17 protein-coding genes are annotated in these 13,538 nt (G+C 73.5%); 1 reads left to right on the top strand and 16 read right to left on the bottom strand.

Annotated features, from left to right (window positions below):
- Positions 1–314: 314 nt before the first annotated feature.
- The 8 genes from HNR25_RS19240 to HNR25_RS19205 form a co-directional block, all read right to left on the bottom strand.
- Positions 315–644: a hypothetical protein gene (locus HNR25_RS19240; protein ID WP_184637381.1), complete on the bottom strand. Its 330-nt coding sequence runs from the start codon at positions 642–644 to the stop codon at positions 315–317.
- A 68-nt stretch (positions 645–712) separates the two neighbouring features.
- Positions 713–2,185, bottom strand: coding sequence for a tyrosine-type recombinase/integrase (locus HNR25_RS19235; RefSeq protein WP_184637379.1), 1,473 nt, complete (start codon positions 2,183–2,185; stop codon positions 713–715).
- A complete protein-coding gene (locus HNR25_RS19230; protein ID WP_184637377.1) occupies positions 2,169–2,447 on the bottom strand; it encodes a helix-turn-helix domain-containing protein in 279 nt (92 codons plus the stop codon). Before HNR25_RS19230 ends, HNR25_RS19235 begins: the two co-directional genes overlap by 17 nt.
- A 175-nt stretch (positions 2,448–2,622) precedes the next feature.
- The gene (locus HNR25_RS19225) at positions 2,623–3,441 is read right to left on the bottom strand and encodes a hypothetical protein (protein WP_184637375.1); all 819 of its coding nucleotides are present in this window, start codon (positions 3,439–3,441) and stop codon (positions 2,623–2,625) included.
- A 116-nt stretch (positions 3,442–3,557) separates the two neighbouring features.
- Positions 3,558–3,866, bottom strand: a complete 309-nt coding sequence (locus HNR25_RS19220; protein WP_184637373.1) for a hypothetical protein — start codon at positions 3,864–3,866, stop codon at positions 3,558–3,560.
- Positions 3,867–3,904: 38 nt separating this feature from the next.
- Complete coding sequence (locus HNR25_RS19215) at positions 3,905–4,243, bottom strand: hypothetical protein (protein WP_184637371.1); 339 nt, start codon at positions 4,241–4,243, stop codon at positions 3,905–3,907.
- Between the two features lie 43 nt (positions 4,244–4,286).
- On the bottom strand, positions 4,287–5,189 hold the full coding sequence (locus tag HNR25_RS19210) for a TRM11 family SAM-dependent methyltransferase (RefSeq protein WP_184637368.1): 903 nt from the start codon (positions 5,187–5,189) through the stop codon (positions 4,287–4,289).
- A complete protein-coding gene (locus HNR25_RS19205; RefSeq protein WP_184637366.1) occupies positions 5,186–6,001 on the bottom strand; it encodes a DNA methyltransferase in 816 nt (271 codons plus the stop codon). Before HNR25_RS19205 ends, HNR25_RS19210 begins: the two co-directional genes overlap by 4 nt.
- Positions 6,002–6,599: 598 nt before the next feature.
- On the opposite strand from HNR25_RS19205, the gene HNR25_RS19200 reads away from it, so the two are divergent.
- A complete protein-coding gene (locus HNR25_RS19200; RefSeq protein ID WP_184637364.1) occupies positions 6,600–6,932 on the top strand; it encodes a histone-like nucleoid-structuring protein Lsr2 in 333 nt (110 codons plus the stop codon).
- Between the two features lie 29 nt (positions 6,933–6,961).
- Here HNR25_RS19200 and HNR25_RS19195 read toward each other — a convergent pair whose 3' ends face one another.
- The 8 genes from HNR25_RS19195 to HNR25_RS19160 form a co-directional block, all read right to left on the bottom strand.
- Complete coding sequence (locus HNR25_RS19195) at positions 6,962–7,837, bottom strand: hypothetical protein (protein ID WP_184637362.1); 876 nt, start codon at positions 7,835–7,837, stop codon at positions 6,962–6,964.
- Between the two features lie 101 nt (positions 7,838–7,938).
- Positions 7,939–8,409, bottom strand: coding sequence for a hypothetical protein (locus HNR25_RS19190; RefSeq protein ID WP_184637360.1), 471 nt, complete (start codon positions 8,407–8,409; stop codon positions 7,939–7,941).
- A gap of 51 nt (positions 8,410–8,460) precedes the next feature.
- On the bottom strand, positions 8,461–8,772 hold the full coding sequence (locus tag HNR25_RS19185) for a hypothetical protein (RefSeq protein ID WP_221457731.1): 312 nt from the start codon (positions 8,770–8,772) through the stop codon (positions 8,461–8,463).
- Positions 8,773–8,890: 118 nt separating this feature from the next.
- Complete coding sequence (locus HNR25_RS26900; protein WP_184637358.1) at positions 8,891–10,549, bottom strand: VWA domain-containing protein; 1,659 nt, start codon at positions 10,547–10,549, stop codon at positions 8,891–8,893.
- A gap of 27 nt (positions 10,550–10,576) precedes the next feature.
- On the bottom strand, positions 10,577–11,677 hold the full coding sequence (locus HNR25_RS19175; RefSeq protein ID WP_184637356.1) for an AAA family ATPase: 1,101 nt from the start codon (positions 11,675–11,677) through the stop codon (positions 10,577–10,579).
- Between the two features lie 118 nt (positions 11,678–11,795).
- Positions 11,796–12,056: a hypothetical protein gene (locus HNR25_RS19170; RefSeq protein WP_184637354.1), complete on the bottom strand. Its 261-nt coding sequence runs from the start codon at positions 12,054–12,056 to the stop codon at positions 11,796–11,798.
- Positions 12,057–12,152: 96 nt separating this feature from the next.
- Positions 12,153–12,674 carry a hypothetical protein gene (locus HNR25_RS19165; protein WP_184637352.1) on the bottom strand — a complete coding sequence of 174 codons (522 nt, stop codon included), beginning with the start codon at positions 12,672–12,674 and terminating at the stop codon, positions 12,153–12,155.
- Positions 12,675–12,840: 166 nt separating this feature from the next.
- On the bottom strand, positions 12,841–13,461 hold the full coding sequence (locus HNR25_RS19160) for a hypothetical protein (RefSeq protein WP_184637350.1): 621 nt from the start codon (positions 13,459–13,461) through the stop codon (positions 12,841–12,843).
- Positions 13,462–13,538: the final 77 nt, after the last annotated feature.

Below are 13,538 nucleotides of genomic sequence, written 5' to 3'. Positions count from 1 at the left end.
TACCGACCTGCGAAAACGCACGCCGTTATCGGTTCTTAACCGGAATTCGGCCACCGACGGACAACGTCGTAATCACACAATCACTCTCAGTTCTCACTTCCTGGCTACCTCGTCAGACGCAGACCCGCGTGCGCGCGACTCTCACTCTCCACCCGCAATGCCAACCATAACCACCGGGCCGCCGCTGTCCGGCTGCCGTGGGCTCGCGGGCCCGGACAGTGACACGAATCGGGATTCACACTACGAACCGACAAACCAGAAAACACCGGACATATCCGTCAGGACGCCCTCTCTCCGCCCGTTCCCGAGTCCAGCTACGCGCGGGACGGCACGGCTCCGACCCGGCGGTTGCTGCCCGGCATCAGCAGCAGGACGTCCTCGAAACCGTGGCGGATCAGCCGCTCCATCTCCTCAAGAGCGGGACCGTCGCGGTGGCCGTAGGGGCCGACCAGGGCCGCATAGCGCGGGACCCAGGCGAATCCGGGCTCGAGGCGGTCGTCGACGTGGACGGTGAACATCCGAGCCAACGAATGCAGGAGCCGGTCGGAGGGGGCGCCGGCGATGGAATCGGCGAGGTTGGCCACCAGGATGTCCCGGCTCAGGACGGGATCGCCGAGGTGGACGCTGCGGGAATCCGCAGACACCGAAGCTCCTTCCTCTCATCGAGCGGGACAAGCGCAGGCACGGAACCGGCGGCGCGGTGTGGCCGGTGTCAGGCCTGCCGGGCGGCATCGCCGGACAGCAACCCGGCCGTGGCCTCGGCCGCCTCGCGGGCCACACGGGGAAACACGCTCTGATACGTGTCCTGAGTGAACGCCGTAGTGGAATGGCCCAACTCCGCCGACACGACCTTGACGTCGACCCCGGCGGCCAGGCTGAGCGAGGCCGCGCCGTGGCGCAGATCGTGCAGCCGGATCGGCGGCAGACCGGCCCGGGCGGCGATGCGGGCGAACTCCTCACTGACCCACGAGGGCCGCAGCCCCGTCCCGTCGGGGTGGGTGAACACCAACCCGGACTCGTTCCAGTCGGGCCCGGCGGCCAGACGCTCCTTGTTCTGGCGGGTACGCCACTCCTGCAAGACCCGGGTGGTCGCCTCGTCCAGCGTGACGCTCCGCTCCCCGGCGCGGCTCTTGGGCACGGAGGTCAGCGTGTCCCAGCCGAGCTGGATCATCTGGATGCGGATATCGACGGCCTGGTCCTCCAGGCTGGTCTCGGCCCAGGGCAGGCCGACGGCTTCGCCGCGGCGCAGCCCGCGGTGGGCGATGAGGTGGAACAGGGCATACAGCCGGTCCCGGCGCGCCCGATCGAGGAAGGCGCGGGTCTGCTCGGGGGTCCACACCATCACCGGCGAGGGCACCTCGCCGGTGCGGCGCCAGTGGTCGAGGCGGGCCCGGGTCCATACCCGGGGCCGGGGCCGGTGGGCGGTGGGCAGGTTGACGTGGCAGGCCGGGTTGATCTGCAGCGGGATGTCGGGGCGGGTGAGGGCGTCGTTGAGGGCGCTGCGCAGCGTGGCGCGGATGCGGTGCTGCGTCGAGGCCGACACGACGCGCACACCCCGTACCGAGGCCCGGGCCTTCTCGTCGCGGGAGTCGCGGCAGGCGCGGATGTGGGCGTTGCGTTCCTCGATCGCGTCGAAGCAGGCTTGGACGTGGACGACCCGCAGCCGGTCCAACCGGATGGGGCCCAGGTGCGGCGCCAGGTGGTTGGTGATGTGTCCCCGGTAGGAGCGCCGGGTGCTCTCGGCCATCGCATGGGTGTTCACCCACTCGGTGAGCCACTCCCCCACGGTGGGCGCCTCGGCGCTGGGGTCGGCCCCGCCCAGCAGGCGCCGCCGCACGTCCTCGGTTCCCGGCAGTTCCCGACGCTGGCGCAGAGCCTGTTGCACGAGGTCGGCGATCCGGGTCTCGGTGTAGTCGTCCTCGCCGGCCAGATCCAGCAGGCCGCGGATGTGGGCGAGGGCCTCGGAGGCCTCGTCGCGGGTAGCCAGTCCGGTGCGTCGGGCCTGGCGCCGTTTTCCCTCACGGGTGGGTGGCAGTTCGATCTGGTAGCTCCAGTGTCCGTGGGTGGGGCTCCAGGTGCCGTTGGCGCGCTTGAGCCGCGGGCAGGCGGCGCCCAGGCGTTTGCCGGTGGCGGGGTCGGTGCAGCCGCAGCGTTTGAACGTGGTGCCCTCACGCGTGGTGGCCATCGCTCTCCTCCTCCTGGTTCTGCTCGTCGGGTTCGGTCGGGCCGGGTGGGGGCGGGTAGGTGAGGCCGAGCAGGCGGCACACCCCGGCGGTGGGAATCCGCCAGCGTTTGCCCGCCCGGAAGGCCGGGGCCGGGAAATCGCCGGCGGCCAGCAACGTGTAAGTGCTGGTGCGACCGATGCCCAGCAACCGCCCGGCGGTGGGCGGATCCAGCACCGGCGGCAGCTGGGCCACCTGTTCACGGGTCAGCGGCTCTGTTTTCACCGTCCCCACCCCCGTTCTGCGGCCCGGGCGGGTGCGGGTGGCCCCACCGTGGGGGCCGTGTCCGATTCGGGATCGACTCCGGGGTGTGCCGCAAGCGGACTGGCGAGAAGACTTCGCCCCGCCCGGTGTGTGCTGGGGCGGTGGACGAGCGGATCGGTGGGTGCGGGTGGTGGTGTCATGGTCCCTCCGCGGTGATGCGTTCGAGGATGCGTTGGCCGCTGCGCGGGGCCACGCCGAGGCGGCGGGCGAGTTCGGCGCCGGTGATGTCGGGGTCCAGCAGCACGATCGAGCGGGCGCGGGCGTCGGTGCGCTCGCGCCGATTGCGCCGCGTCGTCGTCTCCGGGGCGGTGGGTGGGGGCGGGTGCAGGCCGGGCTGCGGGGATAAGACGTCGGGGGTGGGCGGGCGCGCGGGCCGCGCGCGGGCGGTCGGCGCGGCCGACTCCGACATCGCCGAGGGGACGGGATCGTCGTCTGCGGCCGGCGGGGTGTCATCGGGCGACGGGGCGGCCGCGGGCTGCGGCGATACCGGGGCGGTCGGGGTGGTGAGGTCGGCGGAGATGGCGGCGAAGGCCGCCCGGTAGCGGGGGGCGGCCTCGGCCAGCAGGATCAGCAGTATCGGGGCGACGGCGTGCAGCAGGATCCCGGCCGGATTCGGCGACCAGGCCAGATCGGAGCCGGTTCCGGTGAACACCGAACTCCAGATGTTGAGGGTCAGGGTGGCCACGCCGGCGAAGGTGCGCAGGCACCAGGCCCAGCCTCCGGCGCTGCGCCCGTAGCGCGAGAGCACCGCGTCCGAGGACAGCACCGCCCACAGGGCGATGCCGACCAGGGGTTCCAGCAGCCAGGCGATCCAGGCCGGGACCCCGTGGGCGATGGCCAGCAGGGCCACGTTGACGGTGGAGAAGGCCAGCGCCCCGGCGGCCACCGCGGACAGGGCCACATCCAGGGTGCGTCCGGCGCGCTGGATGCGCCGCAGTTCGGCCTCGGCAGCCACACCGCTCCCTTCCGCGAACATCGGTCCGGTGGTCCAGGAGTCAGAAGCCCGGCGCTGCGGCGCCGATCCTGTTGATAGAACCGGCGCTGCAGGGCCGGGCCTGGTGGGTGAGGGGGTCAGGCGAGGATGGCGGCGGCGCGGTCGATGAGCCGATCGGCGAGGGGCGCGAGTTCGCGCCGGGCGTCGACGCCGCTGGGCGGGTCGGGTGTGTCGGCGTGCCAACCGGATGGGTCGGCCTGGGCGAGGTGGGTCCAGGTGCGGGCGTCGCTGAGGACCTCGGCGACCGCGTGGCTCTGGACGGGGTAGTAGTCGCGGTGGATGCGGGCGCGCACGCGGCGGCCGCCGAGGTCGGCGACGCGGGTGTAGGAGTAGCTCTGGGTGCGGTCGTAGCCGGTGGTCTCGTCGAGGGTCACCGGGTGTTCCACGGTTCCTCCTTACGCAGGCGGGCCGCCGGGGCGGCTCGTCAGGGGCGGATGTTGGGGCGGTAGCCCATCACCGCCTCCTGGGCGGCGATGGCGTGGTCGGGGATGGCCACGGCGCGGTAGGCGGCGGCGCCGATGCGGTGCTGGGCCACGTAGTGCTCGCCCTCCCATGCGGCGCGGGTGCCCAGCAGGTCGGCGACGCGGTCGATTTCGGCGGTCTTGGCCTCATCGGTTCCGGAGGGGGCGCCGGAGGGGAAGTAGGTCACGTCCACACCGGCGATCGCGGGCACGGGCACCTCCGGCCGCCGGGTCAGGAAAGCCGTCAAGGCGCGCAGGTCCGCGAGAATGCGGGCGCGGGTCGGGGCATCGGCCAGGCGCATAGCTCTCCGTTTCAGCGGGAATCCGGGGGCGGGTCGAGGCCGCTCATTGCCGCTCCTCCGCGGCGGGTGCGGGGTTGGCCAGGATCAGGACGTCTTCGTGGGCGGTGACGCCCACCGGAAGGCCCGATCGGCGCAGGCGAGTGGTCTCCACCATCTGGAAAAACGAGGCGCGGCTGATCAGGCGGCCCTCGCGGATGCCGCACAGCAGCGCCACGCACCGCTCGCGGGGCTGAAGCCCGGCCCGCCGGGCGGCGCGGGTGACCTGGCCGGGGAAGTCGATCAGGCGCCCGCGCAGCCGGAAGGGCCGGACCGTGACCACCACCCGGGCCCCGGGTTCCAGCAGCGCCCGGGCGGCGGCCAGCATCCGGGTGACGGAGTCCAACAGGTCGTCGTGTTTTTGATAGGCCAGCTGGGCGGCTTCGGGGGTGGGACTGTAGCGGTGGGCCCACTTGTCGACCTTGCCGGCGCCGTCGCGGCGGGTGCGCACCCGCCCGTGGGTCATCGACCCATAGGGCGGGGAGGTCAGCAGCAGGCTCGCCCGGCCGGCCCACCCCTGCTCCGCCAGGGTCTTGGGCAGGGTTCGGGCGTCGCCCGTGTGCACCTCGCCGCTGCCGGCGGCGTTCTGGTCGGCGGCGTGGGCGAGGTTGGTGCGGGCGATGTCGGCCCAGGCCGGTTCGAGTTCGATGCCCAGGCCGTTGCGGCCGGTGTGGGCGGCTTCGATGAGGGTGGTGCCGATGCCGCACATCGGATCCAGCACCCACTGGCCGGGGCGGGTGTAGGCGGTGATGGCGTGGGCCGCGGTGGCGGGCAGCATCTTGGCGGGGTGGTCGACCGAGCCCGGGGTGTAGCGCTCGCGGCGCTGCAGCGCGGCGGGGCGTTGGCCGGTGGCCCACACCGTGGTCCACGCCGGACGGCCGTCGGGGGTGGAAGGCTCCTCGCGGGTCATCGGCGCTGCTCCGCCTCCGTTCCTGCACTCTCGCGGGCGGGTTTGGTGAAGACGAGGACGTGCTCGTGGACCGGTCGGTGGTGGCCCAGAGCGGGATCTTCGGCCGGGGCAGGCTCGGCGGCGATGGCATCGCCCACCAAAGGGACGGTCAGGGCGATGGTGTGCTGCCGGTAATCCAGCCCGGCGTCCTCGGCAGCCTGGACGAGGTCCGGCACCCACGCCGCCATGGGCGCGTCGTCGCCGGGGTGCAGGGCGAGGGCGGCCAGGCGGGCGCCGGGGCGCATCCGCGCGGACACGGCGGCCAGCGCGTCGGTGAGCGCGCGGGTGTAGGCGGCCCCGTCCAAGGCGGCGAGGTTCGAGTCGGGGATGTCGCCGGGAACGTGCTCGGCGGCGGGGGCGGGCGGGGTCAGGACGGCCAGGTCGATGCGGTGGCCGGTGAGCAGGTCGGCGGCCAGGCGCGCGTCGCCCTCGACCAACTCCAGCACCTGCCGGCTGGCGCGGTCGTCGGCGTAGGCCAGGTGCGCGGCGGTCTGGGCCAGGCATTCGGGTTCCAGATCCAGAGCCACCACGCGGCGGCGGGCCCGGGCGGCGACCAGGGTGAGGGTGCCCGAGCCGCACATGACATCGGCCACCAGGTCGCCGGGACGGCTCAGCTCGGTGACGAGGCGCTGGGTCAGCTCGGGCGGCATCGCCGGGGCGGCCGGGGCCACCGGCGGGGTCAGACGGTGTTCGCGGCGCTGCTGTTCGGCGGGGGTCTGGGCGCAGGGCCACACCGCCAGTGGCGGCGCGTCCTGCGGCGAGGAACGGGGCATCGGGTCTGTGCCCGCGTAGGGGCTGTGTGCTCAGTGCCCTGACACCCGGGGAACCTGCCCGGAGCCGCGGCGAGAATCGACACGACCGGCACCCGCGCCAGCGGAGGGCGGCGGGTATCGGCGCCGTCCCGGGGCATCCGTGACTGTCGTCGAATACGGGCCCGGGGATTCGTCGCCATTCCGGCCGCGCCTGTGGAGAGTCGGCGCCGGCCGATATCGCGATGTTCGTCACCCCGGAATCCGCCGCGGGTCGGCGACTTCCCGCCGACCGCACTGCACGGCCCGCGAACGACCGCAGGCGCATACGGCTCCGCTCTGCCCGCACACGCCTGCGATATTCGCAATGGAAGACGCGTCGGCCGAATGACTTGACGCAAATCTATTTCCTGGCGTAAAAATGTGTCCTAAGCATGATGGGGTCGCCTAGGGGCAGGAGCACCGCAAGATTCCTGTGCATACTTCCCGTGGCTGCACCATACCCGGGAGTCACGGGCACACCGGACATCTTTCCAGTTCACGCGCCCGGAACCGGCGGCGCCCGATTCGGATTCCATCTCGCACATGACCGTTTTCCGCTCGATATTTCGGAGGATCCGCAGTGGCACAGCAGGTGCAGGTACTGCTCGTCGACGACGTGGACGGGGGCACGGCCGAGGAGACCGTGTCCTTCGCGCTCGACGGCAAGTCCTATGAGATCGACCTCAACGCCGACAACGCCGAGGAATTGCGCCGGTCGCTCACCCCGTTCGTCGAGTCCGCACGCAAGACGCGGAACACGAAGGCCGCGGGCCCCAAGCGCAAGAATCAGCAGAGCAGCAGCAGAGAGCGCACCGCCGAAATCCGCGCGTGGGCCAAGCAGCAGGGCAAGCAGGTCAACGACCGGGGACGTATTCCGGCCTCGATCGTCGCCGAGTACGAAGCCGCGCATTAACACTCGGCCTTTGGCCCGGGTGGTTGCGCTTATTCGGGAAGTGCCGCGTCCAGGGCGGCGGCGAGGTCGTGCAACAGGGCCGAACGCAGCCCGCTGAGGGAATCATCCTGCTCCGTTCCGGTGCCGTCGGCCCCCTCGACGGCCGCCGCCCGCTCACGCAGGGCACGGGCCACCGCCGCTGCCGTGGGGGCGAGAGCGGGCGCGTCGGCGCGCTGTGGATCCGGCGAGGCCGGGGTGGCGCGCTTGTTGGCCACCCACGTCTTGCGTGTCGGCGACTGGCTGAGGACGCCCTCGTGCTCCAGCCGGGTGAGGTGGGCCTGGACCGGGACCGCGGGGCCCACGCGGCGGACGACGTCGGCGGTGGTGCTGTCGGGGTGGTCGGCCACGGCCTGCAGCACAAGTGCGCTGCCGCCGCCGTCGGTGCCGTCTCGGCCGCCGTCGCGGTGGGTGGCCAACCGCCACAGCAGCGGGGAGCCTCTCTTGACGCGAGGTGCGGGATCGTGCCGGCACTGGGCGCGTCCCTCCTCCTGCAGTGCGCGCAGTCGGCTTCGCACCGAGACGCCTGGGCGGTCGAGCGCGTGGGCGATGTCTTTGGCCCGGGCATCGGGATGGTCGTCCAGATAGCTGACGACCAGCTGGGTCAATGGCGAGTCGGAACTGTATGCGGATGTGTCGCTCTGCTCGCCGGTGGGCGGGTACCAGCGGCTGAACCCGGGTTGTCCGCGCCGACGCAGCGCGCCGCGCCGCGTCAGCCGGTCCAGGGCGGCCCCGACGGTTTCCCGTTCAGCCCCGGTCTTTTCGGACAGAAACGGCAGCGCAGCACCGGGGTGTGCGCAGACGAGGGCGACCAGCTCGCCCTCCAGGTCGGACTCGCGGGGTTCCGCGGAGTCGCTGGGATCGCTCATGTTCACTCCTTCGGCTGAGCGTGTGCACGTGCAGGGCACGAGCACCCCCGCTCCCCCATCGGCGGGGGTGCGGGGGTGCTCAGTGGTGGCGCGCCGGGGCGCTAGCCGCCGAAGTCCTTGAGGGCGGCGATGACACGGCGGGTGTCGGCGATGGCGTCGGTGCACGCGGACTCATAGATCGTGCGTGATTCACCGGCCATGGCTCCCTCGAAGCCGCCGGGGTTCCAGGTGACGAGCCAGCCTTCGTGTTCGCTGATCGGGTAGTCGATGCTGGCGTCCTCGTCGCTGATCCACAGTTCACCGTCTATGCCCTCGACGCTGCCGGGAACGGCGATGGCCCAGCAGCCGCCCGCGAGGTCGCAGTCGGCGGCGGTGAACCCGGCGGCCTCCAGGGCCAGGTGCATGACGTCGCGGACGCTGGGGGCTGGGTAGACGGTGCGGCCGTCCACGGCCACCTCCAGCGTGGGCAGTGGGCGGTGGCCGGGTCTTGTTTCGGCGCCGCTGGTGTCGAGGTCGAGACGGAGGTCGCTTCGGCGGGGCGCGGTGGTCGCGTGGGTTTCGGGTGCACACACGGCGGATCAGTCCTTCCTTTCTGCGGTTGTGCCGTGGCGGGTGGCGACGGGTTAGCTGGGCGGTTCGACTTCGGTGACGCCGCCCAGGAGTAGGCGCGCCAGGCGGAAGGCGAGGGTGCGGGGGTAGGCGTCGTAGAACCCGCGGCACCAGGCGTTGGCCACACCGGTGTCGGCGTAGCTGAGGGTCTGGTGGCAGGTGAGTCCGGATCCGGCGTCGCGGTTGGCGTCGACGACCTCGGCCAACCGGCCCGGGGGCAGGTGCATGCGGTTGTCCGGGTGGAAGACGCAGGTGGAGCAGCGGCGGGCGAGCAGCCGGGGGCGTCCGGTCTCGGGGTCGAGGACGTCGTTTTCGGATGCGGACACGGCGGATCGGCCTCCTCTCAGTCAGGGGGTGCGGCTCGGTACGGGGTGGGTGCGGCAGAAGCTGTGGGGGCGGGGACACGCGCGGGCACCGGACACGGCCCGGTGCGACGGGCCGGTCTCAGGCGGCGGCCAGGGCGCGGGCGGCGGCGCGGCCGACCACCTGCGGCAGCCGGTGTTCCTGGGCTTGGTCCAGGACGGTGACTTCGGTTCCGTCCAGGGCGTCGGGGCGGGTGGCGACGGCCAGCCACACCAGGGCGCACCCGGCCGCACCCAGGCGGTCGAGGCGCTGTTGGGCGCGGGCGCGCCGGTCCTCGTCGAAGCGGCCGTCGGAGACGATGACCAGCAGCCGCGCCGCCCCGGGCCGGGCCAGGCCGAGCGCGTGGTCGAGGGCGTCGGTGGCGGTAGCCAGGTCCTCGTCGAAGCCCGTGGCGGTGAATTCGGTGACGCGTGTGGGCGGGCGGCGGGGGTCGGTGACGGCGTGGACGTCGTGGTTGAAGGCCACGGTGGCGGTGGCCGATCCGGACGGCAGGTGGGTGCAGGCGCGGGCGCAGATGTAGGCGGCGCTGGCCACCGGGCCCACGGCCGCGTCCATGGAGCCGGAGACGTCGCAGGCGATGCCCAGGCGCAGTGGTGGGCGGGGGTTGGGGCGGCGGTGGGTGCGGGTGAAGGGTTCGGCGGTGGGCAGGGCCCCGGCGGCCTGTTGGGCCTGGCGGGCGAGCACGGCGCGCATGCGCAGCCGCCCCGGCGGGGTGGGCGCACTCGTGGTGGTGGTGACCGGTTCGCGGTGGGCGGCCCGGCCCAGGGTTTGGGCCAGGCGCCGGGCATCGGCCTGCTCACCGCGGGTGGGGGCCCGGGTGCCGGTGATCACGGTCTCGTGTGCGGGCGGGGTGTCGAAGACCGGCCGCGTTTTCGCGGCAGGCGGTCGCCCGGGGGCGGGGTCGTCGTCTGCGGGTGGGGCGGGGCGGGTGGCGGCCACCGCCGCCGCTGCGGCGTCGAGGGCCGCGGCCAGCGCGTCCGCCCCGTCCTGTCCCACCCCGGCACCGGTGGTGGCGGTGGTGATGGCACCCCAGGCCCGGCCCAGCTCCATCATGGTCGCGGCGTCGTCGTCGGCGCAGGCGTGGGCGCGGTGCCACAGCGCGGCCAGCGCCGCCATCCGGGAGGGCCCCAGGACGGCGGTCGCGGCCTCGGCCACGGGACGGGTTTCTGCGCGGGTGAGGAGACCGGCGTCGGTGCGGGCCAGCAGCAGGGCGGCCGCGTGGGCGGCGTGGGCGGCGGTGGCCGGTGGTGTGGCGTGGCCGGTGTCGGGGTCGATGATGTCGTCCAGCAGGAGCCGCTCCACCGCCGCGCGCAGCCAGGGCGCGTCGGCGGGGCGCCGGGCCAGGTGGGCGGCTTCCACGCGGGACTCCTCCAGGAGCAGTGCGGCCCGTGCGGTGGCGGGTGGTGCGGCGGGGTCGGGCCTCCAGCGGGAGTGGTGGGCGTGGGCGGCCTCGTGGCACAGCACGCCCCACAGGGCCGCATAGCGGGCGCGGTCGGCGGCGCGGTGGGGGCGGCAGGTGGCCGGGTCGCAGCCCAGGTAGGTCCCGTCGAGTTCGATGGCGGCGCGGTCGGGGATGTAGCAGCCCGGGGCGCCGCCGCCAGCGCCGGGTGCGCAGGTGACGATGAGGTCGTCGCGCTCGGCGAGGTTCGCGGCCTGGGTGGTCAGTGCGGCCGAGAGTCGCTTCCAGGCGCCCGAGGCCGCGGCGGGGGCGCGGGCGCCGGGGTCGATGTGGGTGGGCACGGCGGATGGTTCCTTTCGCGGTGGGTGTCAGAGTTGGCGGCCCAGGGACAGCGGGGTGACGGTGCGGCCGAAGGCCGATTGCAGCGCCTCGATGACGGCGTCGCGGTCGGGATCGGGGGCGATCCCGGCGAGGTTGGCCAGGGCCGCTTCCAGTCCCAGGACTTCGGCCAGGCGGGCGAAGGCCAGTAGTTCGCGCAGCTGCGGCGCCCAGCCGATCTCGCCGAGGTCGTGTTGGTGGGCGAGGTTGCGGGCGGCGCGTACCGCGCGGGTGTCGACCCCGAGGTGGCGGGCGAGGTCGTAGTCGGTGGAGACGTGGATGTGGGCGGCCAGGCGCGAGGCCAGCGCGTCGGTGAGCACGGCGCCGTGCACGCCGGGGTTGTGGCCGCAGACGACGTGGAATCCGGGTTGGGCGGTGACGACCTCTGCGGCGTGGGCTTTGATCGTGATCTCGCCGCGGCCGTCCATGGCCGGATACAGCACCGCCAGCACCGGCGGGGAGATGAGGGTGGCGTCGTCGACGAACAGGCACCGCCCTTCGCGCATGGCCCGTACCAGGGGCCCGTGGGCGAAGGTGAAGGTCCCGTCGGGGTTTTGGGTGTATTCGCCGACCAGGTCGGCAACGGCGGTGTCGGCGTCGCCGGCCACGGTGATCAGGTCGGGGTGGGCTGCTTCGACCAGGGCGGTTTTGCCGGTGCCGGGCGGGCCGTACAGCAGGGGGCACAGCCCGGCGGTGCGCAGGCGGGCCAGCACCTCAACGTCGGGGGCCTCGGCCAGGGCGCGGGGGTGGTAGGGCGTGCCGCCGGGGCGGGTGATGGGCTCGGGCCGGGCCGGGCGCCGCCCCGACTCCGGGGCGGGGGCGGCCCGTGTCTCGGGTGGGGCGGCGTCGGCGGTGGTGGCGGTGGCCTCGTAGCGCATGGGCCGGTCCGGGGCGGGGCGGGCGCGGCCGTCCTCGGCGAGGCGGCGCAGCGCGTTGCCGACGGCGCCCGCGGAGCGGTCCAGGGCTCGGGCGATCTCGGTGGGGGTGTGGAATCCGGTGTTGGCGGCCAGGAAGGAGGCGACCAGGCTCCGCAGTTGGCCGGAGCTCAGTCGCCCGGGCGCCTCCGGTGTGTCGGGGGCGGGCGGGGCCACGACAGGACCTCCTGTTCACGAAGGGGCACCGCGGGCAGATGGGCGCGGGAGCGGACCCGTCCCGTGCGGGGCGGGTGGGGCCGGTGGCGCCCGGACACGGCGTGCTGTAGTGCGCACGTCACCGGCGCGGTGCGGTTGCGCATGCGGGGGTGCGGATGTGGACCTCGGCCTGGTGGGGGCATGCGCAGGTCCGGGCGATCGGGGCGCGGCGCGGCAGGGCCCGGCGCAGCGGCTGCGGGGCGGCGTAGACGAAGGCGTCCAGGCCGTTGCTGGTGCTGGCGAAGACCGCGTCGCCGCAGGCGCGGTGGAAGTCGGCGAAGTACTGGCGGTGGGTGGTGCCCTCGTCGAAGTCGTCGTCGAAGACGATCACGGTGTACATCAGACGTCCTTTCACAAACGCAGGCGGTAGCCGGCCAGGGGCGAGTCGGGAGGAGGGGCGGGTGCTGCCCCGCCCGGGCGCCTTCCACTGGTGGGCTCAGGTTCCGGGGGCGCGGAAGATCTCCACCCATCCCCGGTCCGGCCCCATCCACATTTCGGCGCGCACGGTGCGCGCCGTGAACGGCACGGGCCCGGCGGCCGCCAGCGCGCCGGTGTAGTCGGGCGGCCGGGTGCGGGTGAGGGCGTGGCTGTGGGGGATGCCGTGTGCGTCGACGCTGCGGATGAGGTAGCGGCCTGCGGCTTCGGTCTCGGCGACCTCGCAGGCGTAGTCGTATTCGTCGGTCAGGAACCCGGCGACGGCCTCGGTAGCGAGTCCGGCGCCGTCAGGGGCGCGGCAGCGGGCCGCGAAGGTATCCACGACGCGTTGGGCCTCGGCGGTGGCGGCCCGGAAGGTCGTCGGCGCGCCGCGCCCGTCGTCGGTGAGGTGGCCCAAAAGGGTCGGGCCGTCGCACAGCACGGCCGACCAGGCGATGCCGTAGCCCAGATCCACCTGGTCCAAGCGGGTGACGCGGATCCGGTCGGTGGGCACCTGCAAACCGGTGTGCACAAGCGTGATCATGGCGGTGCTCCATTGATCGGGGTGGGCGACTGTCGATGCGCTGGGAGGGCGCCAGGGGCGTCGGCCCGCACAGGGGTGTGCGGGCCGGCCGCCCAGGTCCCCCGGGCAAAGGCGGGGCGCCGCCCGATTTCCGGCGGCGCCCCCGGGGTGCGGGCGGTGGGCTGTCTCAGATGCGCGGCAGGGCCGCCGCCGCGGCGCCGATGGCTCCAGCGGCCAAGTACGGGACCATGCCGGGGCGCTCCTCTCCGGCGGCGAGACGGAACCGGTGGACCTCGCGTCGGTGCTCGGTGGCCAGGATGCGCACCTCCGTGGCGTCGGTGTTCATGAAGGCGGAGGTGACGCGGATGGTCAGGTCCTCGCGCTCGGCGCTGCGGTAGGTGTCGGTGATGGTGCAGCCGCGTGCGCCTCGGTCGTGGTCGGGCCGCGCGGCCAGGTAGAAGCCACGCCGGGCCAGGTCGGTGCGCAGGTCCACCACGGCGGGGGTCAACGCCTTGACCCGGGGCCATTCGGCCAGGACGTCGCCGCCGATCTCGCCGAGGCACCGCGCGGCGTAGGCGTCGGTGAACTCGTCGCCGTTCTCGGCGGCTTGGGCGGCGATTCCGTCCAGGTCGTCGGTTCCGGCGATGATCATGGCGTCGTCGCCGGGCACATGTCCGGGGTCGAGGGACGCGACGCGGTCACTGTCCTCGCTCCAGAGCAGCAGACTCCCGGGGCCGCCCGCGCGCAGATGGGCCACCTGCCGGGGGGCGACGTCCAGGATCTCGTTGTGGCGCATGATCATGGGCACAGCACGCTCCTTGTCATGTGGTGGGTGGTGGCACCCGCTTCCGCGCGCACCGGCCCCCGCTTGGGGACCGGTGCGCG

Origin of the sequence: Streptomonospora salina (assembly GCF_014204715.1) — a bacterium.
Taxonomy (GTDB): domain Bacteria; phylum Actinomycetota; class Actinomycetes; order Streptosporangiales; family Streptosporangiaceae; genus Streptomonospora; species Streptomonospora salina.
This window is presented reverse-complemented; position numbering and strand designations above follow the sequence as displayed.